Consider the following 19,160-nt stretch of genomic DNA (forward strand, 5'->3'; position numbering starts at 1 on the left):
ATGGGAGTCATGGGGACTAAGAGGGGCTTAAGGGCTCGGTTATTCGCTGCCCTCCTTCCCGCCCTTTCCCGTGGGCACCTGGGCTTGAGCGAACCCTGGCGGAAGAAACTCCTGGGAGGCCTGGCGGGGAAGGTTTTGGAGATCGGCCCGGGGACGGGGGTTAACCTGGCCTATCTGCCGGACGGCGTTTACTGGATTGGCCTCGAGCCCAACCCCTACCTTCACCCCCACCTGGAGCGGGCCCTGAGGCTTAGGGGGCTTTCCGGGGAGGTCCTTTGGGGCCAGGCGGAGGCCCTTCCCCTGCCCGAGGAAAGCGTGGAGGCGGTGGTGGCCACCTTGGTCCTCTGCTCGGTGGCGGATCCCAGGGCGGCTTTGGCGGAGATCCTCAGGGTGTTGAAGCCCGGGGGGCGGTTTGTCTTCCTGGAGCACGTGGCCGCTCCCCGGGGCTCTTCCCTGCGCCGGGCCCAGGACCTCCTCTGCCCCTTATGGGGGTTTTTGGGGGACGGCTGCCACCCCAACCGGGAAACCTTGAGCCTCATCCGGGAAGCCGGCTTTGCCCAGGTGGAGGCAGAAGCCTTCGTCCTGCCCCTTCCCCTGGTGGCCCCCCACGTGGCCGGGGTGGCCTGGAAGGGATAGCTCTCAGCACCCCTGCCAGAGGGTGCCCCTTTCGTCCACCCAGGCCAGCAAACCCTCCTCTTGGGGATGGGCGGCCAGGGCCAAGACCGCTCCCTGCCAGATCCTGCGCCACCCCGCTTCCGTCCGCCGCCAGAGGCTGAGCTTTCCTCCCAGGTACAGGGTGTCCGAAGGAGAGAGGGCCAGGGGTCCCGGGGCGGGGTCAGGGGAGGGAATGGGGCGGAAGCTTTCGCCCCCATCCTTGCTCCCATAAGGGAAGCCCAGAGGCGGCCCTTTTGGTCCTCCAGGAAGAAGGCCATCCTCGCTTTGGGCAGGCCTCGGGCGGGGAGCTTTGCCCAAGTCTGCCCGCCGTCCCGGTTGCGGAAGTGGGCGTAGGCGGCCTCTAGAGTGTAGTGGACCTCAGGCTTCCTGGGATCGATGGCATAGGCGTGGAGGTCCAGGGCGGGAAGGCCCTTAGGTCTTAGGTCGCGGAAGCGCTTGAGATCACGGCTTTCCGCAAGGATTCAGTGCCCGGACGCGATAAGGCGTTCGCCTCCCCAGGCCAGGTTCATGGCGTCCCAGTCCCGCCGCACCAGGTCCTGGGGAGTGGCGTTGTACCAGGCAACGATGCCGTCGTGATGGCCCAGGAGCAAGGCTCCCGAGGAGTGCCACAAAAGGGCGTGAACATCCCGGGTGGGCACCGGACCCAAGGGAGTTTGGGCCAGGGCCATGCCGAGGAAGAGGGCGAAGGTTAAGAGGCGCATGGCGTTCTACCGTGAGGCCAGGCGGAGGCTGGTAAGGCAGGTGGGGCTTTGGCTGAAGGTGGCCACGGAGCCGGTGGCTGCCAGGTTCCCCCAGCGGATCTCTAGGGTGTAGCGGCGGTTTCGGGGAAGCCAGAGCTCAAAGAACCCGTCCTTCCCCGTTTTGACCTGGGTCTTGAGCACCTCCTTTTCCCCCTCCAGCACCCGGACCTCAAAGACTTCCTCCTGGAGTTCCCCGGTGCAGCTGGAGAAGTAGTGGACCTGGCAGGGGTGGGTGCGGCTGACGTAAGGGGCCACCGCCAGAAGGAAGCGGTCCTTAAGGGCCACCTGGGCCTTGCGGCCGTCCGGGAACTCGAAAAAAAAGGCCTCGGGGGTCACGTAGCTCACCACCCTTTGCCCTTCCTGCCGCCACCGCTTGGCCAGGGCTAGAGCCTCTTCGGGCTTCAGGCCTTTGAGGGCCTCGGGGGAGGGAGTCTGGGCCAGGCCTAAAGCCACGCCTAGGGCAAGCGCCAGAAGCTTCTTCATGGCTCCCACCCTAAGCCTTTCCCGTTAAGCCTGTGTAAAGGGGCAGGGTGAAGCGGAAAACGCTTCCCCGGCCCAGCTGGCTTTCCACCCAGATCCTCCCCCCCATGGCTTCTACCAGGCTCTTGGCGATGGTGAGGCCCACTCCGGTTCCCCCGTCTTGACGGCTGCGGGAGGGGTCGATGCGGTAGAAGCGCTCAAAGATGCGGGGAAGGTGATCCTCGGGGATGCCGGGCCCTGTGTCCTCCACGCTGAAGACCACTGCCTGGCCTGTCCTTTCCGCCCCAAGCCTCACCCTTCCCCCCTCTGGAGTGTGGCGAAGGGCGTTGGAAAGCAGGTTGGCGAGCACCTGGAGGGTCCGTTCCGCATCGGCCCAGACCCGGGGGAGAAAGGAGGGGGCCGCCACTTCCAGGGCCACTCCCTTGGCCTGGAAGGCGGGGCGGAAGCGTTCCGCCGCCTGTTCCAGGAGGCCTTTGGGATCCAGGGGCTCGGGGTGAAGCTCCACAGCCCCCGATTCCACCTGGGAAACCAGGGAGAGATCCCGGATCAGCCGGCTCATGGCCCGCACTTCCTGCTGGATCCTTTCCGCTGCTTTTTCGGGCTCCATGACCCCGTCCGCCAGGGCCTCGGCGTAGGCTTGCAGGGCAGATAGGGGGGTCCTGAGCTCGTGGGCCACGGTGCCGATGAGCTCCACCCGGCTTTGTTCCACCCGTTCCAGGGCCTCGGCCAGGCGGTTGAAGTGAAGGGCCACCTCGCCGAGCTCGTCCCGTTCCAGAGGGGGAAGGCGGACCCGGTACTCCCCTTGGGCCATGCGGCGGCTTCCCTCGGCCAGAAGCCTGGCGGTGCGGGAGAAGCGCAGGCTGGCGAAGGAGGCGGAGAGGGCAGCCCCGGCCACGGAGAGGGGAAGGGCAGCGAGGAGGGCGGTGGTGAGGGTGGAGCGGAGGCCTTCCTCGAGGTCCCGCCTTAAGGCTTCGCCCATCATGAGCCCGCCCATCATGGATAGGGCGTGGTACATGCGCTCCACATGCCCCCGGTAGAAGGAGGGGGCCAGGGCCTCCGCCAGGAGGAAGAAGAGGAACAGGGCCAGGAGGGCCACCAGAAGGTGGCTGAGGAAGAGCTTAGCGAAGATCAGCGAAGCTATCTTGGGGCGCATCGGTTTCCCGGAAGCGGTACCCCACTCCCCGTACCGTTTCGATGAAGCGGGGGTTTTCCGGATCGTCCATGAGCTTCTTTCTCAAAGCGGCGATGTGCACGTCCACCACCCGGTCTATGCCCGGGAAGTCCGGTCCCCACACCTTTTCCAAGAGCCTTTCCCGGGTGAAGACCATGCCCGGGTGCTGGGCCAGGGTGAGGAGGAGGTCGAACTCCAGCTGGGAAAGGGGAAGGGGCTTGCCCTTCAGGTAGGCCTGCCGCTCCTTGGGAAAAAGGCGCAAGGGGCCATAGCTGAGCTCCTCCTTGAGGCCGGCTCGCCTTAGGAGGGCCTTGACCCGGGCCACCACCTCCTTGGGGCTGAAGGGCTTGACCACGTAGTCATCGGCTCCTAGCTCCAGCCCCTTCACCCTTTCCTCCTCCTCCCCCCTGGCGGTCAACATGAGGATGGGAAGCTCGGGCCTTTCCCGGCGCACCTCCTCCAGGACCTTGAAGCCATCCAACTTGGGCAGCATGAGGTCCAGGACGACGAGATCGGCCCGGGGAAAAAGCTCCAGGGCCTTTTCCCCATCCTGTGCCTCCAGCACCTCAAACCCAGCCCCCCTCAGGTAGGCCCCCAGGACCTCGAGGAGGGCTGGGTCGTCGTCCACCAGGAGAACCCTCATGCGAGCTCGCGCTTCATGCGCTCAAAGGTTTCCTTGTCGATCTCCCCCCGGGCGTACCGCTCCTTGAGGATCTCCAGGGCCCTGTCCCGACGTTCCGGCACCAGGCTCCGGACCAGCCAGTAGACGAAGAGGCCCAGGAGGACGAACCAGAGAAGCCCGAAAAAGGGCCCCCACCAACCCATGTACCCCCAGTTGCCGCACCACCACATACCCATCACCTCCCGTTTCACCTTAGCCGGAGCCGGTTAAGCTCCAGTTAAGCTCTTCGGTTGGAATCCCCTCAGCCTCAAGGAGTTGGTGAGCACGAAGAGGCTGGAAAGGCTCATGGCCCCGGCCGCCAGCATGGGGTTCAGAAGAAGCCCAGTGAAGGGGTAGAGAGCCCCAGCCGCCACGGGGATGAGGAGGAGGTTGTAGGCGTAGGCCCAGAAGAAGTTGAGGTAGATGGTCCTTAAGGTGCGCCGGGAGAGGAGGATGGCGTGCACCAACCCTTCCAAGCTGGGCGAAAGCAGGATCACATCCCCGGCCTCCACCGCGATGTCCGTGCCCGAGGCCAGGGCGACGCCCGCATCGGCCTGGGCCAAGGCGGCGGCGTCGTTGAGGCCGTCCCCCACGAAGATTACCTTCCGCCCCTCCGCTTGGAGGCGCCTTATGGCCTCCACCTTCCCCTCAGGGCGCACCCCGGCCAGCACCTCCCCTATGCCCAAGGCCTCGGCCACCCGCCTGGCCGGGATGGGGTGGTCCCCGGTGAGGAGGACGGGCTTGAGGCCCAGACGCTTCAGGGCCGCCACCACCTCCCCCGCCTCGGGCTTGGGGGGGTCAAAGACCCCAAAGGCGGCCAAAAGCCTCTCCCCATCCGCCAGGTAAAGGGGAGTGTAGCCCTTCTGGGAAAGCGCCTGGGCCTCCCGGGGAAGGGGTACCCCGAGCCGCTCCATGAGGGCTGGACCCCCCAGGTAAAGCCTCCGGCCCTCCACCACCCCCTCGAGGCCCTCCCCGGGCAGGGCCCGCACCCCTTCGGCCTCGGGTAGGGGGAGGTGCTGAGCCGCTTCCAAAACCGCCTTGGCGAGGGGGTGCTCGCTTTCCCTTTCCAAGGCGGCGGCGAGCCGCAGGGCCTCCTTGGGGTCCAGGGCAAACCCAAGGGTTTCCGTGAGGGTGGGCTTCCCCTGGGTCAGGGTCCCGGTTTTGTCCAGGACCACGGTGTCCGCCCGGGCGAGGCTTTCCAGGGCCTGGCCCTTGCGGAAGAGGAGGCCCATCTGCGCCGCCCGCCCCGTGGCCACGGCGATGGCCGCCGGGGTGGCCAGGCCCATGGCGCAGGGGCAGGCGATGAGGAGCACGGAAAGAAGGGCCACGAAGGCGTAGGAGAGGCCAGGCCCCAAAAGGAGCCAGAGGCCGAAGGTGAAAAGGCCGATGAGGAGCACGATGGGCACGAAGATGCCCGCGATGCGGTCCGCCACCTCCTGCACCCGGGGCTTGTAGGCCTGGGCCTCCTCCACCAGGCGGGCCATCTGGGCCAGGACCGTGGCCTCGCCCACCCGGCTTACCCGGATGAGGAGGGGACCTTCCCCGTTCACCGTGCCCCCCACCACCTCATCCCCCGGCCCCTTGGCCTTGGGGATGGGCTCCCCGGTGAGCATGGCCTCGTCCACGTGGCTGAAGCCCTCCACCACCACCCCATCGGCGGGGATGCGCTCGCCAGGGAGGACCCGCACCAGATCCCCAGGGATAAGGGCCTCAGCGGGGATCTCCCTTTCCTCCCCCTCCTGGACCACCCGGGCGGTCTTGGGCCGTAAGGAAAGGAGCTTGCGGATGGCCTCTGAGGCCTTCCCCTTGGCCTTTTCCTCCAGGTGCTTGCCCAAAAGGATCAGGGCCAGGATCACCGCCCCCGCCTCGAGGTAGAGATGGCGGGCCTCCTCCGGGAAAAGGGTGGGAAAGAGCAGGACCAAAAAGGAGTAGAGGTAGGCGCTTCCTGCCCCCAGGGCCACCAGGGTGCTCATGCCCAGAGAACGGTGCCGGATCTCCGCCAGGGCCTGGCGGAAGAAGCGCCGGCCCGCGTAGAGGACGGGGAGGGCGGTGAGGACCTGGAGGAGTGGGGGAACGTGGGGAAGGGGAAGGAGCATGGGCCCCATGGCGAGGAGAAGGGTGAGGAAGGCAAAGGGCAGGGCGATGAGGAGATCCAAGGGGTAAGCGGGGGCCTTCCTCTCCTCTTGGGCTACCTCCAGGGGCTCGTACCCCGCCTCCCGGATGGCCTGGTGCAGGCGGGGGAGGGTCACGGTGTCCGGGAGGTACTCCAAGGAGACCTTCTCCGTGGCCAGGTTCACGTGGGCGGCAAGCACCCCGGGTAGCCCCTTCAGGGCCCTTTCCACCCGGGCCGCGCAGGCGGCGCAGGTCATGCCCCGGATGGGGATCTCCGCCCGGGCCACCACGGGCTCGTAGCCCGCCTCCTCCACCTGCTTCAGTACCTCTTTGAGGTCCACGCCTTCCTGGAGGCGCAAAAAGGCTTCCTCGGTGGCGAGGTTGACCCGGGCCTCCTCCACCCCAGGGGCGCGCTGGAGCGCCCTTTCCACCCGCGCCACGCACGAGGCGCAGGTCATGCCCCTGACTTTTACCTTTGCCTCAAGAGCCATAGCCTAAAGGCGTGCATCTCCTTGGCCTGGGCCAGGATGATATCCCGGGCCAGGTCCAAGACCCGCCGATCCTTGGCGGTGGGGAGCACGGCGAGGGCCATCTCCACCGCGCCCTTGTGGTGCAGGAGCATGAGCTCCACGAAGGCCCGGTCAGGGTCCTTGGCCCTCTTGAGCTCTTGGAGCATGGCCGCCATCTCCTTCCCCATGGCGGCGTAGGCGGCTTGGTCCAGCCCGCCCAGGCTGGGGAGCCAGCTCCGCATGAGGGCGATTTCCCGCTCCTGTTCCTTGAGGATGGCCTCGGCCCAGGCCCGCACCTCCCGGTCCTTAGCCTTTTCCAGGGCGTAGCGGGCCATCTCCAGGGCCCCCTCGTGGTGGGCGATCATGCCCGAGAGGAAAGCCCTTTCTCCGGCATCCCCCACCGGGGTATGGACGTGCTGGGCCAAGGCGGGCAGGAAAAGGGCTACCAGCAGGGTAAAAAGGCGCATGGTTTACCTCCTAACGGTACTTGAGGGCTTCCATCAGCTCCTCCACGATCTCCTCCACGTCCCCCCGCTCGTGGGCGGTGGCCACGTGGTCCCGGAGGTGGGCCCTTAGGACCATCTCCCCCACCCGGTCCAAAGCGCCCTCCACCGCCTTCAGCTGCTTCAGCACGTCCACGCAGTAGACGTGGGGGTCTTCCAGCATGCGCAGGATGCCCTCCAGGTGGCCTTTGGCGGAGAGAAGGCGCCTTTTGGCCTCTTCCCGCACCTTGGGGTCCAGGTGAAGGTGGTCGTGGGGCATGGACCTAACCCGCCAGGGCAGCCCGGTAGCCTTCTTCCTCCACCGCCCGGATCAGGGCCTCGAGGTCCGCCTGGCCCTCCACCAGGGCCTCGGCCCGCTCCAGGCTCACCTCGGCCTTCTCCACGCCGGGCACCTTCTGGAGGGCCTTCTTCACCGCCATGGCGCAGTGGTTGCAGGTCATGCCTTCCACTCTCAGCTTTACCATTCTGACCTCCACCCACCCCAGGGGGGGTGGGTACTCCTACCCTAACCCCTGAGGGGATCCGTGTCAAGGGTAAAAGGCAACCGCAGGCCTCGAGGCCTGCGGTTGCCTTCAACTACCCCTCGCTGTTGAACCCTTCCCTCCCCTCACCTGGCGGGGGCTTTGGATGCCCTTTCACCGAGGCCCCCGCGCGGACAAAGTCCGCGTGGGGTGGTATCACTGGGGCCCCCACGGGGACTTCGCCCACGTGGGGTGGTATTAGAGGTCCAGAAGGACCGTGTCCCCTTCCAGCTTGGCGGGGAAGACCCGGATGGGTCTGGGGGCAGGGAGGGTCTGGCGGCCTGTCTTCAGGTCAAAGCGGGCCCCGTGCCGGGGGCAGACGATCTTGCCGTCTTCCAGTTCTCCCTCGTGCAGGGGGCCGTCGTCGTGGGTGCAGACGTCCTCCAGGGCGAAGACCTCCTCCCCCGTAAAGAGGAGGAGGATGGGCTTTTTGTGCTCCGGGCGCCGCACCACCAGGCGGCCATTTTGGAACTCGCCGAGCTGGGCTACCGGGGTCCACATGGCCTAGATGCGCACCTTCTCCTCGATCACCGCCTCGATGTGGGCCCGGAGGGCCTTTAGGGGGATGCGGCCGAGGACGTCCGCCAGGTGGGCCTTGACCAAAAGCTCCTGGGCCAGGGTGCGGGGCAGGCCCCGGGACTGCAGGTAGAAGAGTTGCATCTCGTCCACGGGGGCGGTGGTGCTTCCGTGGGTGCAGCGCACGTCGTTGGCCCCGATCTCCAGCTGGGGGATGGAGTCCACCCGGGCGGTGGGGGAGAGGATGAGGTTGCGGTTGGCCTGGTAGGCGTCGGTCTTCTGGGCCCCCCGCTCCAGCCGGATGAGGCCGGAGAAGACCGCCCGGGCCTCGTCCTTCACCGCCCCCTTGTAGAGGAGGTCGCTTCGGGTGTGGTGCTCCACGTGGTGCTGCAGGGTGTAGTGGTCAAAGTGCTGCCGCCCGTGGCCGAAGTAGAGGCCCAGCATCTCGCTTTCCGCCCCTGGGCCCAGGAGCTCCGAGGCCACCTCGCTCCGGGCATAGCGCCCGCCCAGGTTCACCACCAGGTCGTTGAGGCCCGCGTCCCGCTCCAGAAGGGCCCGTTGCCGGTGGAAGTGCCACACCCCCTCGCCGAAGGTCTGCACGTGGGCGTGGCGCAGGTGGGCTCCCGGCCTTAGGACCATCTCCGTGGCGGAGAGGTGGAGGGTGGGGGGGAGATCTGCGGAGAGGTACTCCTCGATGTAGGCGGCCTTGGCGTTGTCTTCCAGGAAAAGGAGGCTCCGCCCTGCCGAAGCCCTACCCCCTTCCACCACCTTGAAGACCCCCAGGGGCTTTTCCACCTCTAGCCCCGCGGGCACGTAGAGGAAGGCCCCATGGGTGAAGAAGGCGGAGTTTTCCGCGGCGAACTTGTCCTCGGTGTACACCCCTTGGAAGAGGGCGGCTTCCACCTGGCTGGGGTGGGTCTTGAGGGCCTCGGCCAGGCTGGTGAAGACCAGGCCCTTCTGCCGGAGCTCCTCGGGCACCTCGGCGTAAACCAAATCCGGGCCCACGAAGACCAGAAAGCCGGAAACATCGGTCTTCTCCAGGCGGCGCTTCACCAGCTCGGGAAGCTCATCCCGGGAGAGGCTAAGCCCCTTGGGGGTTTCCACCCCTTGTTCCAAGGGGGCTTCGGAGAGATCCGTGTAGCGCCAAGCCTCGTCCTTCTTGCTGGGATAGGGGAGGCGGGCGAAGGCCTCGAGGGCCTTCAGCCTTTTCTCCAACACCCAGGCGGGCTCGCCCAAGGCCTGGGAGAGGGCCTCCACCTGCGTTTTGTCCAGTACTTGCATCCTGCCTCCTTGCGTGGGAAGGGGGGAGGCCTTAAGGCCCCGCCCCCAGAGGGACGCCCCTTAGCCTACGGAGCCCTCCATCTCCAGCTCGATGAGCCGGTTGAGCTCCACCGCGTACTCCAGAGGGAGCTCCTTGGCGATGGGCTCGATAAACCCCCGCACGATGAGGGCCGCGGCCTCGTCCTCCTTGAGCCCCCGGGTCTGCAGGTAGAAGATCTGCTCGTCGTTGATCTTGGAAACCGTGGCCTCGTGGCCCACGTGGGCGGTGTCCTCCTCGATCTCGATGTAGGGGTAGGTGTCGGTGCGGCTTTCCGGGTCGATGAGGAGGGCGTCGCACTCCACGTTGGCCTTGGCCCCCCTGGCCCCTTCCAGCACCTTGACCAGGCCCCGGTAGCTGGCCCGCCCCTCCCCCTTGGAGATGCTCTTGGAGACGATGGTCCCCGAGGTGTGGGGGGCACCCAGGATGATTTTGGCCCCGGTGTCCTGGTGCTGCCCCGTCTTGGCGAAGGCGATGGAGAGGATCTCCGTGCGGGCCCCCGGTTCCAGGAGGTAGCTGGAGGGGTACTTCATGGTGACCTTGGAGCCCAGGTTGCCGTCCAGCCACTCGTGGAAGGCGTCCCCGTAGACCAGGGCCCTTTGCGTCACCAGGTTGTACATGTTGGTGGACCAGTTCTGGATGGTGGTGTAGCGGCTCCGGGCTCCCCGCTTCACCACGATCTCGATGACCCCAGTGTGCAAGGACTCCGTGGAGTACATGGGGGCGGTGCAGCCCTCGATGTAGTGCACCTCCGCCCCCTCGTCCACGATGATCAGGGTGCGCTCAAACTGCCCGAACTCGGGGGTGTTCACCCGGAAGTAAGCCTGCAGGGGAAGCTCCACCTTGACCCCGGGGGGGATGTAGACGAAGGAACCCCCGGACCAGGCGGCGGAGTTCAGGGCGGCGAACTTGTTGTCCTCCGGGGGGACCACCTTGGCGAAGTATTCCTTGAAGAGGTCCTCGTACTTCTTCATCCCCTCCTCGATGGCCACGAAGATGACCCCCTGCCGCTCCAGCTCCTCCCTCACCCGGTGGTAGACCATCTCCGAGTCGTACTGGGCCCCCACCCCGGCGAGTACCTTGCGCTCGGCCTCGGGAATGCCCAGGCGCTCGTAGGTCCGGCGGATCTCCTCGGGGATCTCCTCCCAGCTCTTGGCGTCCCGGGTCTCCGCCGGCTTCACGTAGTAGACCAGGTTGTCCAGGTCCAGGCCCGAGAGGTCGGGGCCCCAGGTGGGCATGGGCTTCTTCTGGAAGATCTCCAGGGCCCGCAGGCGGAACTTCAGCATCCACTCGGGCTCGCCCTTGTGGTAGCTGATGGCCTCGATCACCCTCCGGGTAAGGCCCCGCTCGGCCACGAAGACCGGCTTGACCTCGTCCACGAAGTGGTACTTGTACTCCTCCCCCAGAGTCTTCAGGTCCACCTCGCTCATGCCCCCTCCTTTACCTGTTCCCGGAGCCACTCGTAGCCCTTAGCTTCCAGTTCCAGGGCCAGCTCGGGACCTCCCTCCGCCACCACCTTCCCGTCCATCATCACATGGACCCGGTCGGGGACGATGTAGTTCAAGAGGCGCTGGTAGTGGGTGATGACCAGGGCGCCGAAGCTCGGGCCCCGCATGGCGTTCACCCCCCGGGCCACCACCTTGAGGGCGTCGATGTCCAGGCCGGAGTCGGTCTCGTCCAAGACGGCGTAGGTGGGCTCGAGGACCAGAAGCTGGAGGATCTCGTTGCGCTTCTTCTCCCCGCCGGAAAAGCCCTCGTTGAGGTAGCGGGAGAGGTAGGCCTCGTCCCAGTCCAGAAGCTCCAGCGCCTTTTTCACCTTGGCCCAGAACTCCGCCACACCCACCTCCCGGCCCAGCCGGGCCTGCAGGGCCATGCGCAGGAAGTTGGCGATGGTTACGCCGGGCACCTCCACCGGGTACTGGAAGGCCAGGAAGAGGCCCTTCCTCGCCCGCTCGTCCGGGGAAAGCTCCAGGATGTTTTCCCCGTCCAGGAGGATATCCCCCCGCTCCACGGTGTACTCGGGGTCCCCCGCCAGGATCTTGCCCAAGGTGCTTTTGCCGGCCCCGTTGGGGCCCATGAGGGCGTGGACCTGGCCCTTGGGGACCACCAGGTTGACGCCCTTGAGGATGGTCTCTCCGTCGATGGAAGCCCAGAGGTCGCGGATTTCCAGCTGGTTCATCATGCCTCCTGATGCCGGGTCAGGGCCTTACTGCGACCCGTTCGCAGTAAGAGTATAGCCTCTTCCCCTCCAAAAGTATAGTGATTTAGTCGGGATTTGCCAGGAGGAAGCCCAGGGCCTCGGGGAGGGCCAGGGGAGAAGGGGGAAGGCGCCTTTGCAGCTCGGGGCAGAAGCGCCCCAGGGCGCGGCCCAGCTGGAAGCGGAAGGGTGGGGGCAAAGGGCCTCGCCGGGCCTCCTCCAGCTTGGCCCAGGCGGCTTCCTTTTCTCCCAAGCCCAGAAGGGCCAGCACCTCCACCGCCCGGGCCTGGACCAGGAGGCCGGGGTCCTCTAGGGGGGGCAGGGCCACCACCTGGGCCAGGGCCTCCCCCAGGCTTCCCTCGCGGGCCAGGACCTCGGCGTAGCCCAGGCGGGCCTGGGCCCGGAGGTAGGGATTTTCTAGGTCCAGGAGGGGCTTGAGGAGGGCTTTGCCCTCGGCGGGGGGTAGGAGGAGGGCTAGGAGGTTTGCGGTGTCCAGCCTTAAGGCGGTGTAGCGGTCGGTGCCCTCCAAGGGGATTTCCGCCAGGAGGCCTTCCAAGAGGCCTCGGGCGGTGGGGGCGTGGAGCCCTCCCAGGAAGGGAGCCCGGTAGGGTTGTCCTGCCTCCAGGAGGAGGTAAGCCGCCCCCAGGCGGAAGAGGGTGCGCAGGTGGCGGTAGCGGGCCTCCTTGGGCCGTTCCCCCGTGGTGCGGAAATAGGCTTCAGCCCCTTGCAACAGCGCAAGGGCCTCAAAGGGGCGGCCCCGGGCCACCTCTAGGATGCCGGCCTCGCTCTGCACCCGGGCCAGGGTGAAGGGGTCCTCGGCCTCGGTAAGGGCCTTGGCGATGGCGCTTCCTGCCTCTTCGTAAAGCCCTAGGCGCCTCAGGAGGGTGGCGTAGCGGGCCCGCACCCGGGCCACTTCGTCCCTGGGGGCTCCGGCCTCCTCCAGGGCCTTGAGGCCTTCTTCCATGCGCTCCTTGGCCTCGAGGCGCCCCAAACGCATGAGGAGGTCCCCCATCTGGTAGCGGGCCCTTCCCAGGAGGAGGGGGTCGTGGCCCACCTGGGCCAGGGCCTCCAGGGCCTCGGGGTAGCGGCCCAGATCCTTGGCCACCAGGCCCCGCCAGAGCTGGACCCTATCCCGCAGGAAGGGGGCCACGGGGAGCTTTTGCGCCTCCTCCACGAAGCGGGCCGCCCGTTCGTAGTCCCCTTTCCAGCGCTCCACCGCCGCCATCACCAAAAGCCCCTCTGCCTGGGCGGTCTCGTCCAGGAGGGTGAGGTCCTCCTTGGGGGGGAGGAGCTCCTCCGCCTCCCGGTAGAGGGCGGCGTCGGCCTTGGCCTCCGCCCCCTTGATGCGGGCCCAGGTGCGCAAGGAGGAGTCTTCCGCCTGGGAGAGGACCAGGAGGGCTTCTTCCGCCTCGGGGTGGGCGTACTGGCCCAAGACCGCCCGGTAGCGCACCACCACCGCCGCCAGGGCCTCGAGGTCCTGCCGGGGCCAGGCTTTGGCCTCCTCCCAAAGGCCGGGGAGGAGGGCTAGGCGGGCGGGGTCTTCCTGGAGGAGAGCCAGGAGCACCCTGGTCTCCCCTGCCTTCCGGGCGTGGTAGAGCTTGCGGAAGAGGTTTTCCTTGGGAAAGAACCCCAGGGCGAGGCGGTGGAGTTCCTTGGGGGCCTCCTCGGGGAGAAGGCTTCGGAGGGAGGGGCGCACCAGGCCTTCCCCTACCCAGTCCAAAAGGGCCCGCTCGGCTTGGGAAAGCCTCTCCAAGGGCCTGCCCAGCGCCTTTTCCAGGAGTTCCAGGGGGAAGGCGGGGTCGGCTTCAGGGCTGAAGGCAGAGAGGGCCAGGACCAAGGGCCTCAAGGCGGGGTCGTCCTGGAGAGGGGTTTTGGGGTCGTGTTTGGCGGCTTCCAGGAGGACCAGACGGGAAAGCTCCCCGAAGTTGCGCCCCGCCTGGTTCACCAGGGCCTCCAGCCTTTCCGGGGGCAGGTGGGGGAGCCTCTCCCGCACGAAGCGCCGGGCCTCCTCGCGGCTTGGGGGGGAGAGGGGCTGGTAGGGCAGGGTGGGGGGTGGCTCGCTCAAAGCGGCCAGGTAGGGGATGCTGAGCCCCTTCAAAAAAGGCTCCAGCCAGGCGGCGAGGCCCTTGTGCGTGCCGTCCGGACCCCTTAAGAGGAGGCCCTCGAGGGTTCCCTCCACCTCGGCCCGGAGGAGGAGGGGGCGGCCTTCCCGGTTCAGGGCCTTGGCCAGGAGGGTGAGCACCTCTCCTTCCAAGGCTCCCTGCAGGATGTAGGGCTGGGTGGGGGAAAGCTGGGCCAAAAGCGCCCGCACCTCCTCCGCCACCCCTAGGGCCTCCGCCAGGGGGATGAGGGCCTGGGCCAGTTCCCCTCCCAGGTTGAGGAGGAAGGGCTCCTTGCCCGGCAGGGCGGAGAGGGCCCGGGAGAGGGCGGAGAGGAGGACCCCCTTCCCTGTGGCGGGCCCCCCCACCACCACCATCCGGGGGCGTCCCCCGCTTTCCAGCTCTTTGAGGAAGCGGCGGAAGATGCGGCGCTTGTCCCGGCCCAGAGCTTTACGGGCGCTCTCTAGGAAAAGCTCCGCCGGCGGGGGCGGGGGCGTGAGCCCCGCTTCCCGGTAAAGGTCGGCGATGACCCCGTAAAGCCGCTCCTTCTCCTCGGGGCTTCCCAGGTCCTTGTAGAGGATGTTGCGCACCGTGCCCGCACGCCCGCCCCGCTCGGCCATGAGGGCTTCCAGCCAGCGCAGCGAGCCCCGCTTGCCCCGGTGGTCCCGTCCCCGCAGGTGGGGCCGGAGGCCCTCCAGGTAGCGAAGCCAGGGTGTAGCGCTTTCGGACATATGTACTACACTATATCGCTTTGGTGTGGGATATGTCTACATAGAAAAAACAGGGCAAATGGAAAACCGCCCCCGGTTTCCGGGGGCGGCGGGGGAGGAGGCTCAGTGCACAGGCTCGTTGAACTGGGCCTCCTCGGTGGAGCCCTTGAGGGCCAGGGTGGAGGCCTCCCCTTGGGTCAGGGCCAGGACCACCTCGTCGAAGTAGCCCGCCCCCACCTCCCGCTGGTGCTTCACCGCGGTGAAGCCCTGGGCCTGGGCCAGGAACTCCTTTTCTTGGAGCTCCACGAAGGCGGGCATGCCCCGGGCCTTGTAGCCCTTGGCCAGCTCCCAGGTGTAGTAGTTGAGGGTGTGCCAGCCCGCCAGGGTGATGAACTGGAACTTGTAGCCCATCTCCCCCAGCTCCCGGTTGAACTTGGCGATGGTCTCGTCGTCCAGGAACTTCTTCCAGTTGAAGGAAGGGGAGAGGTTGTAAGCGAGGAGCTTATCGGGGAACTCCCGCTTCACCGCCTCGGCGAACTTCCGGGCCTCCTCCAGGTCGGGCTTGGAGGTCTCCATCCAGATCACGTCGGCGTAAGGGGCGTAGGCCAAAGCCCGGGCGATGCCCGCCTCAATCCCGTTCCGGACCCGGTAGAAGCCCTCAGGGGTGCGCTCCCCGGGCAGGATGAAGGGCCGATCCCGCTCGTCGATGTCGCTGGTGATCAGGGTGGCGGCCTCGGCGTCCGTGCGAGCGATGATCACCGTGGGCACCCCCATGATGTCCGCCGCCAGGCGGGCGGCCTGCAGGGTGCGGATGTGCTGGGCGGTGGGCACCAAGACCTTGCCCCCCAGGTGGCCGCACTTCTTCTCCGAGGCCAGCTGGTCCTCGTAGTGGATGCCGGCAGCCCCCGCCTCGATCATGGCCTTGGTGAGCTCAAAGACGTTCAAGGCTCCGCCGAAGCCCGCCTCGGCGTCGGCCACGATGGGCACGTACCAGTCCCGGCTCACCTTGCCCTCGGAGCGCTCGATCTGATCGGCCCGCATCAGGGCGTTGTTGATGCGCTTCACGATCTGGGGCACGGAGTTATAGGGGTAGAGGGACTGGTCGGGGTAGGTCTGCCAGGCCAGGTTGGCGTCGGCAGCCACCTGCCAGCCGGAGAGGTAGATGGCCTCGAGGCCAGCCCGCACCATCTCCACCGCCATGGCCCCGGTGTAGGCCCCGAAGGTGTGCACGTAGGGGCGCTCATGGAGGAGCCGCCAGAGTTTCTCCGCTCCTCGCTTGGCCAGGGTGTGCTCCACCATCACGCTGGGACGGAGCCGCACCACGTCCTCGGGGCGGTAGTCCCGCCTGACCCCTTTCCAGCGGGGGTTGGTCTCCCACTCGCGCCGCAGGGCCTCCGCCTCTTGCCGCATCTCCGGGGTGAGCATGCTCAAGGGTTCCACCTTGCACCTCCCAGGTGCTAGTCTGGAGGCGGGAAGGCTTCCAGTGTAGTGTGTAAGGCCAAGAGGTTCACACCCAAAGGCGGTGTGTCCCGGTCTTGGCTACACCAAGTTGAGGATTCCCCCGCGTAGGCGACCCCACGGGCAGGAGCGGAGGCAGCTTGCCCATACCCCGTTTGGCGCCCTCGCCGGGGCCCAAACCCCGGCGAGGTGTCTAGCGCACTTGCTGGGCGGCGATGAGGAGGGGGTCCCAGACGGGGCTGTAGGGTGGGGCGTAGGCCAGGTCCAGGGCCAGAAGGTCCTCCACCGTGCCTCCCCGGTGGAGGAGGGCGGCCAGGGCGTCGATGCGCAGGGCCCCGTGGCCTTTGGCCACCACCGCTCCGCCCAGAAGCCTTCCTGTCCCTTCCTCGTAGACCAGCTCCACCCAGAGGGGCTGGCTTCCCGGGTAGTAGTGGGCCCCGTCGCGGCTTTGGATGAAGGCCTTCTTGGCGCGGAAGCCCTCCTTCAGGGCCGCCTCCAGGGAGAGCCCGGTGGTGGCCACCGCCAGGCCGAAGGCCTTGAAGATGGCCGTGCCCACCACCCCGTGGAAGCGGGCCTTCTTGCCGGCGATGACCGCTCCCGCGGTGCGCCCGTGCTTGTTGGCCACGTCTCCAAGCGGCAACCAGTAGGGTCGCCCAAGCACCCGGTGGAAGCTTTCCGCCACATCCCCGGCGGCGTAGACCCCTTCCAGGTTGGTGCGCATCTCCTCGTCCGTGGCGATGGCCCCCGTGGGGCCCAGGGCCACCCCCATGGCCTGGGCCAGGAGGGTGTTGGGCCGGATGCCCGTGGCCACTAGCACCAGGTCGGCAGACACCACGCCTTCCGAGGTCTCCACCGCCTCCACCCGGCCCTGGCCGCGGAGGGCCTCCACCTTCACCCCGGTCCAGACCTCCACCCCGTGCCGCTCCAGCTCCTCCTTGAGGAGGTTCCCCACCTCCTCGTCCCAGTGGGGGAGAGGGCGGTCCTTGAGCTCCAAAAGGGTTACCTCCAGGCCCCGCTTGCGGAAGGCCTCGGCCACCTCGAGGCCGATGTACCCCGCCCCCAGGATGGCGGCCCTCTTGGCCCCTTCCAGGGCCCTTAGGAGGGCCTCCCCGTCCTCCATGCTCCTTAAGGTGTAGACCCCCGCCTGCTCCGTGCCTGGGATGGGGAGAAGGGTGGGCTTGGCCCCCGTGGCCAGGACCAGGTAGTCGTAGCGGTCCTGGAAGGTGCGCCCCTCCACGTGGTCAAAGACCGTGAGGGTTTTCAGCTCCGGGTCCACGTCCACCACCTCGTGGCGGGTGTGGACCTCTACCCCTCCTTTGCGGAACTCCTCCGGGGTGCGGGCCACGAGCCGCTCCAGGCGGGGGATTTCCCCGGAGAGCACGTAGGGAAGGCCGCAGGCCCCGTAGGAAACCCACCCGGATTTCTCGTAGACCACCACCTCGAGGTCTGGGTTCTCCCGCTTCGCCTTGGCGGCGGCGGAGGCCCCGCCTGCCACGCCGCCCACAACCACCATGCGCTTGCCCATGGGGGGTATTTTGCCACGGGAGGGGTGGGCGGGATGTCCCGGGGTAATATGAGGCCATGCCTTCTCCGGGCGACCGGTTTCGTGACGATGTCAAAGCCTTGGTTGAGCGCGTTATCCGCGAGCTTGGCTTGGAGGAGAGGTTTCGCGTGGTCACAGAATACCCCTCGCCCCATGGGAGTGTGATTCGCGAGCAAGGCCGGAAGGTGGATGTTGCGGTTTTGGAGAGAGAGGAGGGTCGGCCGTATCTCTTTTTGGAGTGCAAATGGCAATCGGGCTCAGGTAGTGCGGAGGATAAGCTTTTTCGCGCAGCCGAGGAGGCGAAGCGTGATCGCCTTTTTGGCGTTCACTCCGTGGTCGTTCTTGGAGGTGAGGGTTTCGGAGCCAAGATGCGCCGTTGGGCGTTAACGGAAGGCTTTGTTCACGAGGCTTTTTTGGAGGCTTGGTTGCGTAAGTTTTTTGGGGGATGATTCAGCCCTTGCTTTTCCCTGAACAGGCCGGCCCTCCTTCGGGGAAGGAGCCGAAAAGTTTGCCGCCCCTGCTGAAGTGGGCTGGCGGTAAGCGCTGGCTGGTCCCGCAGTTGGCCCTCGTTTACCGGTCCCACCGGTCCCTTAGGTTTGTTGAATTGTTTGCGGGCGGGTTGGCAATAGCTTTAGGCCTTAGACCTGAACGTGCTTTGCTCAACGATGTGAACCCCCATCTCATCAACTTTTATCGCTGGGTGCAACGTGGGCTAAGGATCAGCCTTCCCATGGCTTACGACCGCGAACTCTACTATGCCTACCGAGAGAGGTTCAACGAGCTAATCCGGAAGGGTCTCTGGGAAACGGAGGAGGCAGCCCAGCTGTTCTATTATTTAAACCGCACCGGATACAACGGGCTGTGCCGTTTTAACCGGAAGGGGGAGTTCAACGTTCCTTTTGGGAAGTACACGTCTGTGAGCTACCGCACGGACTTCTCCTTGTACCAGGAGGCTTTCCGGGAATGGGTTTTCACGAATGAGGATTTTCGGCGAGTGCCCTTGTCGCCTGAGGATTTCGTCTATGCGGATCCACCCTATGACGTGGAGTTTACAGAGTATAGCCCCGGAGGATTCTCCTGGCAAGACCAGGTGGATTTGGCCGAGCTCTTAGCCCAATACCCTGGGCCTGTGGTGATCTCTAACCAGGCCACGTCCCGAGTGGTTGACCTTTATAGGAGCTTGGGGTACGAGCTTCGTTTTGTTCCTGCTCCCCGACGGATAAGTTGCGATGGAAATAGACAAAGCGCTCTAGAGGTGTTGGCTTTAAGAAACCTTTGAAACTTCTTCCCACACCAGCTTTCCCCCCTTAAGATGCAGGATGCGCTCCGCCCGGGCCGCCAGCTCCAGGTCGTGGGTGACGAGGATTAAGGTCCGCTCCCGCCCCGCCTCAAAGAGGAGGGAGGCCACCTGCTCTCGGGACTCCGCGTCCAGGTTGCCCGTGGGCTCGTCGGCGAAGAGGATGGGGGGGTCCAGGGCCAGGGCCCGGGCCAGGGCCACCCGCTGCTGCTCCCCGCCGGAAAGGCGGCTCGGCAGGTGGGAGGCCCGGGCTTCCAGGCCCACCCTCTCCAGAAGCTCTAAAGCCCGTTCTCGCCTGGTCTTGGGGGGTATCCCGGCGAGGAGCAGGGGGAAGGCCACGTTCTCCCAGGCGGTGAGGGTGGGGATCAGGTTCCACTGCTGGAAGACGAAGCCCATCCGCTTCAGGCGCACCTCGGCCCGCGCGTCCTCGGGAAGGCGGTGGAGGGGCGTTTCCTCCAGAAAGACTCCCCCCTCGCTGGGGAGGTCAAAGCCCGCCAGCAGGTTCAACAGGGTGGTCTTGCCGCTTCCCGAAGGGCCCACCACCGCGGTGGCCCCCAGGGGGAAGGCGTAGGTGAAGCCCGCTAGGGCCACCACTTCCTTCTCCCCTTGGCGGTAGCGCTTGGTGAGGTTCTCTGCTCGCAGCATGGGCA

At 66.6% G+C, this 19,160-nt stretch carries 21 protein-coding genes; 3 read left to right on the top strand and 18 right to left on the bottom strand.

Annotated elements, in window-relative coordinates; translation table 11 throughout:
- On the top strand, positions 1 to 636 hold the full coding sequence (locus L1088_RS09260; RefSeq protein WP_234554708.1) for a class I SAM-dependent methyltransferase: 636 nt from the start codon (positions 1 to 3) through the stop codon (positions 634 to 636).
- Between the two features lie 3 nt (positions 637 to 639).
- On the opposite strand, the gene L1088_RS09265 is transcribed toward L1088_RS09260, so the two are convergent.
- The 17 genes from L1088_RS09265 to L1088_RS09345 form a co-directional block, all read right to left on the bottom strand.
- On the bottom strand, positions 640 to 972 hold the full coding sequence (locus tag L1088_RS09265; protein WP_234554709.1) for a hypothetical protein: 333 nt from the start codon (positions 970 to 972) through the stop codon (positions 640 to 642).
- Between the two features lie 164 nt (positions 973 to 1,136).
- Positions 1,137 to 1,376, bottom strand: a complete 240-nt coding sequence (locus L1088_RS09270) for a hypothetical protein (protein ID WP_234554710.1) — start codon at positions 1,374 to 1,376, stop codon at positions 1,137 to 1,139.
- 6 nt (positions 1,377 to 1,382) lie between these two features.
- A complete protein-coding gene (locus L1088_RS09275) occupies positions 1,383 to 1,898 on the bottom strand; it encodes a CueP family metal-binding protein (RefSeq protein WP_234554711.1) in 516 nt (171 codons plus the stop codon).
- Positions 1,899 to 1,908: 10 nt separating this feature from the next.
- Positions 1,909 to 3,048 (bottom strand): sensor histidine kinase, encoded by a 1,140-nt coding sequence (locus L1088_RS09280; RefSeq protein ID WP_234554712.1) that lies wholly within the window; start codon positions 3,046 to 3,048, stop codon positions 1,909 to 1,911.
- The gene (locus L1088_RS09285; RefSeq protein ID WP_234554713.1) at positions 3,014 to 3,709 is read right to left on the bottom strand and encodes a response regulator; all 696 of its coding nucleotides are present in this window, start codon (positions 3,707 to 3,709) and stop codon (positions 3,014 to 3,016) included. Before L1088_RS09285 ends, L1088_RS09280 begins: the two co-directional genes overlap by 35 nt.
- Positions 3,706 to 3,918: an SHOCT domain-containing protein gene (locus L1088_RS09290; protein ID WP_234554714.1), complete on the bottom strand. Its 213-nt coding sequence runs from the start codon at positions 3,916 to 3,918 to the stop codon at positions 3,706 to 3,708. Before L1088_RS09290 ends, L1088_RS09285 begins: the two co-directional genes overlap by 4 nt.
- A gap of 36 nt (positions 3,919 to 3,954) precedes the next feature.
- Positions 3,955 to 6,330, bottom strand: a complete 2,376-nt coding sequence (locus tag L1088_RS09295) for a heavy metal translocating P-type ATPase (protein ID WP_234554716.1) — start codon at positions 6,328 to 6,330, stop codon at positions 3,955 to 3,957.
- The gene (locus tag L1088_RS09300; protein ID WP_038040327.1) at positions 6,309 to 6,815 is read right to left on the bottom strand and encodes a DUF305 domain-containing protein; all 507 of its coding nucleotides are present in this window, start codon (positions 6,813 to 6,815) and stop codon (positions 6,309 to 6,311) included. Before L1088_RS09300 ends, L1088_RS09295 begins: the two co-directional genes overlap by 22 nt.
- A gap of 10 nt (positions 6,816 to 6,825) precedes the next feature.
- Positions 6,826 to 7,110, bottom strand: a complete 285-nt coding sequence (gene csoR / locus L1088_RS09305) for a metal-sensitive transcriptional regulator CsoR (RefSeq protein ID WP_038049169.1) — start codon at positions 7,108 to 7,110, stop codon at positions 6,826 to 6,828.
- 4 nt (positions 7,111 to 7,114) lie between these two features.
- Positions 7,115 to 7,315: a CopZ family metallochaperone gene (locus tag L1088_RS09310; RefSeq protein ID WP_038040323.1), complete on the bottom strand. Its 201-nt coding sequence runs from the start codon at positions 7,313 to 7,315 to the stop codon at positions 7,115 to 7,117.
- A 255-nt stretch (positions 7,316 to 7,570) separates the two neighbouring features.
- A complete protein-coding gene (locus L1088_RS09315; protein ID WP_234554717.1) occupies positions 7,571 to 7,873 on the bottom strand; it encodes a Rieske (2Fe-2S) protein in 303 nt (100 codons plus the stop codon).
- 3 nt (positions 7,874 to 7,876) lie between these two features.
- On the bottom strand, positions 7,877 to 9,169 hold the full coding sequence (gene sufD, locus L1088_RS09320; protein WP_234554718.1) for a Fe-S cluster assembly protein SufD: 1,293 nt from the start codon (positions 9,167 to 9,169) through the stop codon (positions 7,877 to 7,879).
- Positions 9,170 to 9,229: 60 nt separating this feature from the next.
- A complete protein-coding gene (sufB, locus tag L1088_RS09325) occupies positions 9,230 to 10,636 on the bottom strand; it encodes a Fe-S cluster assembly protein SufB (protein ID WP_234554720.1) in 1,407 nt (468 codons plus the stop codon).
- A complete protein-coding gene (gene sufC, locus L1088_RS09330) occupies positions 10,633 to 11,385 on the bottom strand; it encodes a Fe-S cluster assembly ATPase SufC (protein ID WP_234554722.1) in 753 nt (250 codons plus the stop codon). Before sufC ends, sufB begins: the two co-directional genes overlap by 4 nt.
- Positions 11,386 to 11,470: 85 nt before the next feature.
- Positions 11,471 to 14,233, bottom strand: a complete 2,763-nt coding sequence (locus L1088_RS09335) for a hypothetical protein (protein WP_234554724.1) — start codon at positions 14,231 to 14,233, stop codon at positions 11,471 to 11,473.
- A 102-nt stretch (positions 14,234 to 14,335) separates the two neighbouring features.
- Complete coding sequence (gene aceA / locus L1088_RS09340; protein WP_234554760.1) at positions 14,336 to 15,643, bottom strand: isocitrate lyase; 1,308 nt, start codon at positions 15,641 to 15,643, stop codon at positions 14,336 to 14,338.
- 220 nt (positions 15,644 to 15,863) lie between these two features.
- Positions 15,864 to 17,195 (bottom strand): FAD-dependent oxidoreductase, encoded by a 1,332-nt coding sequence (locus tag L1088_RS09345; protein WP_234554726.1) that lies wholly within the window; start codon positions 17,193 to 17,195, stop codon positions 15,864 to 15,866.
- 56 nt (positions 17,196 to 17,251) lie between these two features.
- Between L1088_RS09345 and L1088_RS09350 the strand changes: the two genes are divergently transcribed.
- A complete protein-coding gene (locus L1088_RS09350; RefSeq protein WP_234554728.1) occupies positions 17,252 to 17,662 on the top strand; it encodes a PD-(D/E)XK nuclease superfamily protein in 411 nt (136 codons plus the stop codon).
- The gene (locus L1088_RS09355; protein ID WP_234554730.1) at positions 17,659 to 18,492 is read left to right on the top strand and encodes a DNA adenine methylase; all 834 of its coding nucleotides are present in this window, start codon (positions 17,659 to 17,661) and stop codon (positions 18,490 to 18,492) included. The genes L1088_RS09350 and L1088_RS09355 overlap by 4 nt, the downstream gene beginning before the upstream one ends.
- Here L1088_RS09355 and L1088_RS09360 read toward each other — a convergent pair.
- Positions 18,478 to 19,155: an ABC transporter ATP-binding protein gene (locus L1088_RS09360; RefSeq protein WP_234554731.1), complete on the bottom strand. Its 678-nt coding sequence runs from the start codon at positions 19,153 to 19,155 to the stop codon at positions 18,478 to 18,480. The two genes, L1088_RS09355 and L1088_RS09360, sit on opposite strands and share 15 nt — an antisense overlap.
- Between the last annotated feature and the right edge of the window lie 5 nt (positions 19,156 to 19,160).

Origin of the sequence: Thermus caliditerrae (genome assembly GCF_021462525.1) — a bacterium.
Classification (GTDB): Bacteria; Deinococcota; Deinococci; order Deinococcales; family Thermaceae; genus Thermus; species Thermus caliditerrae.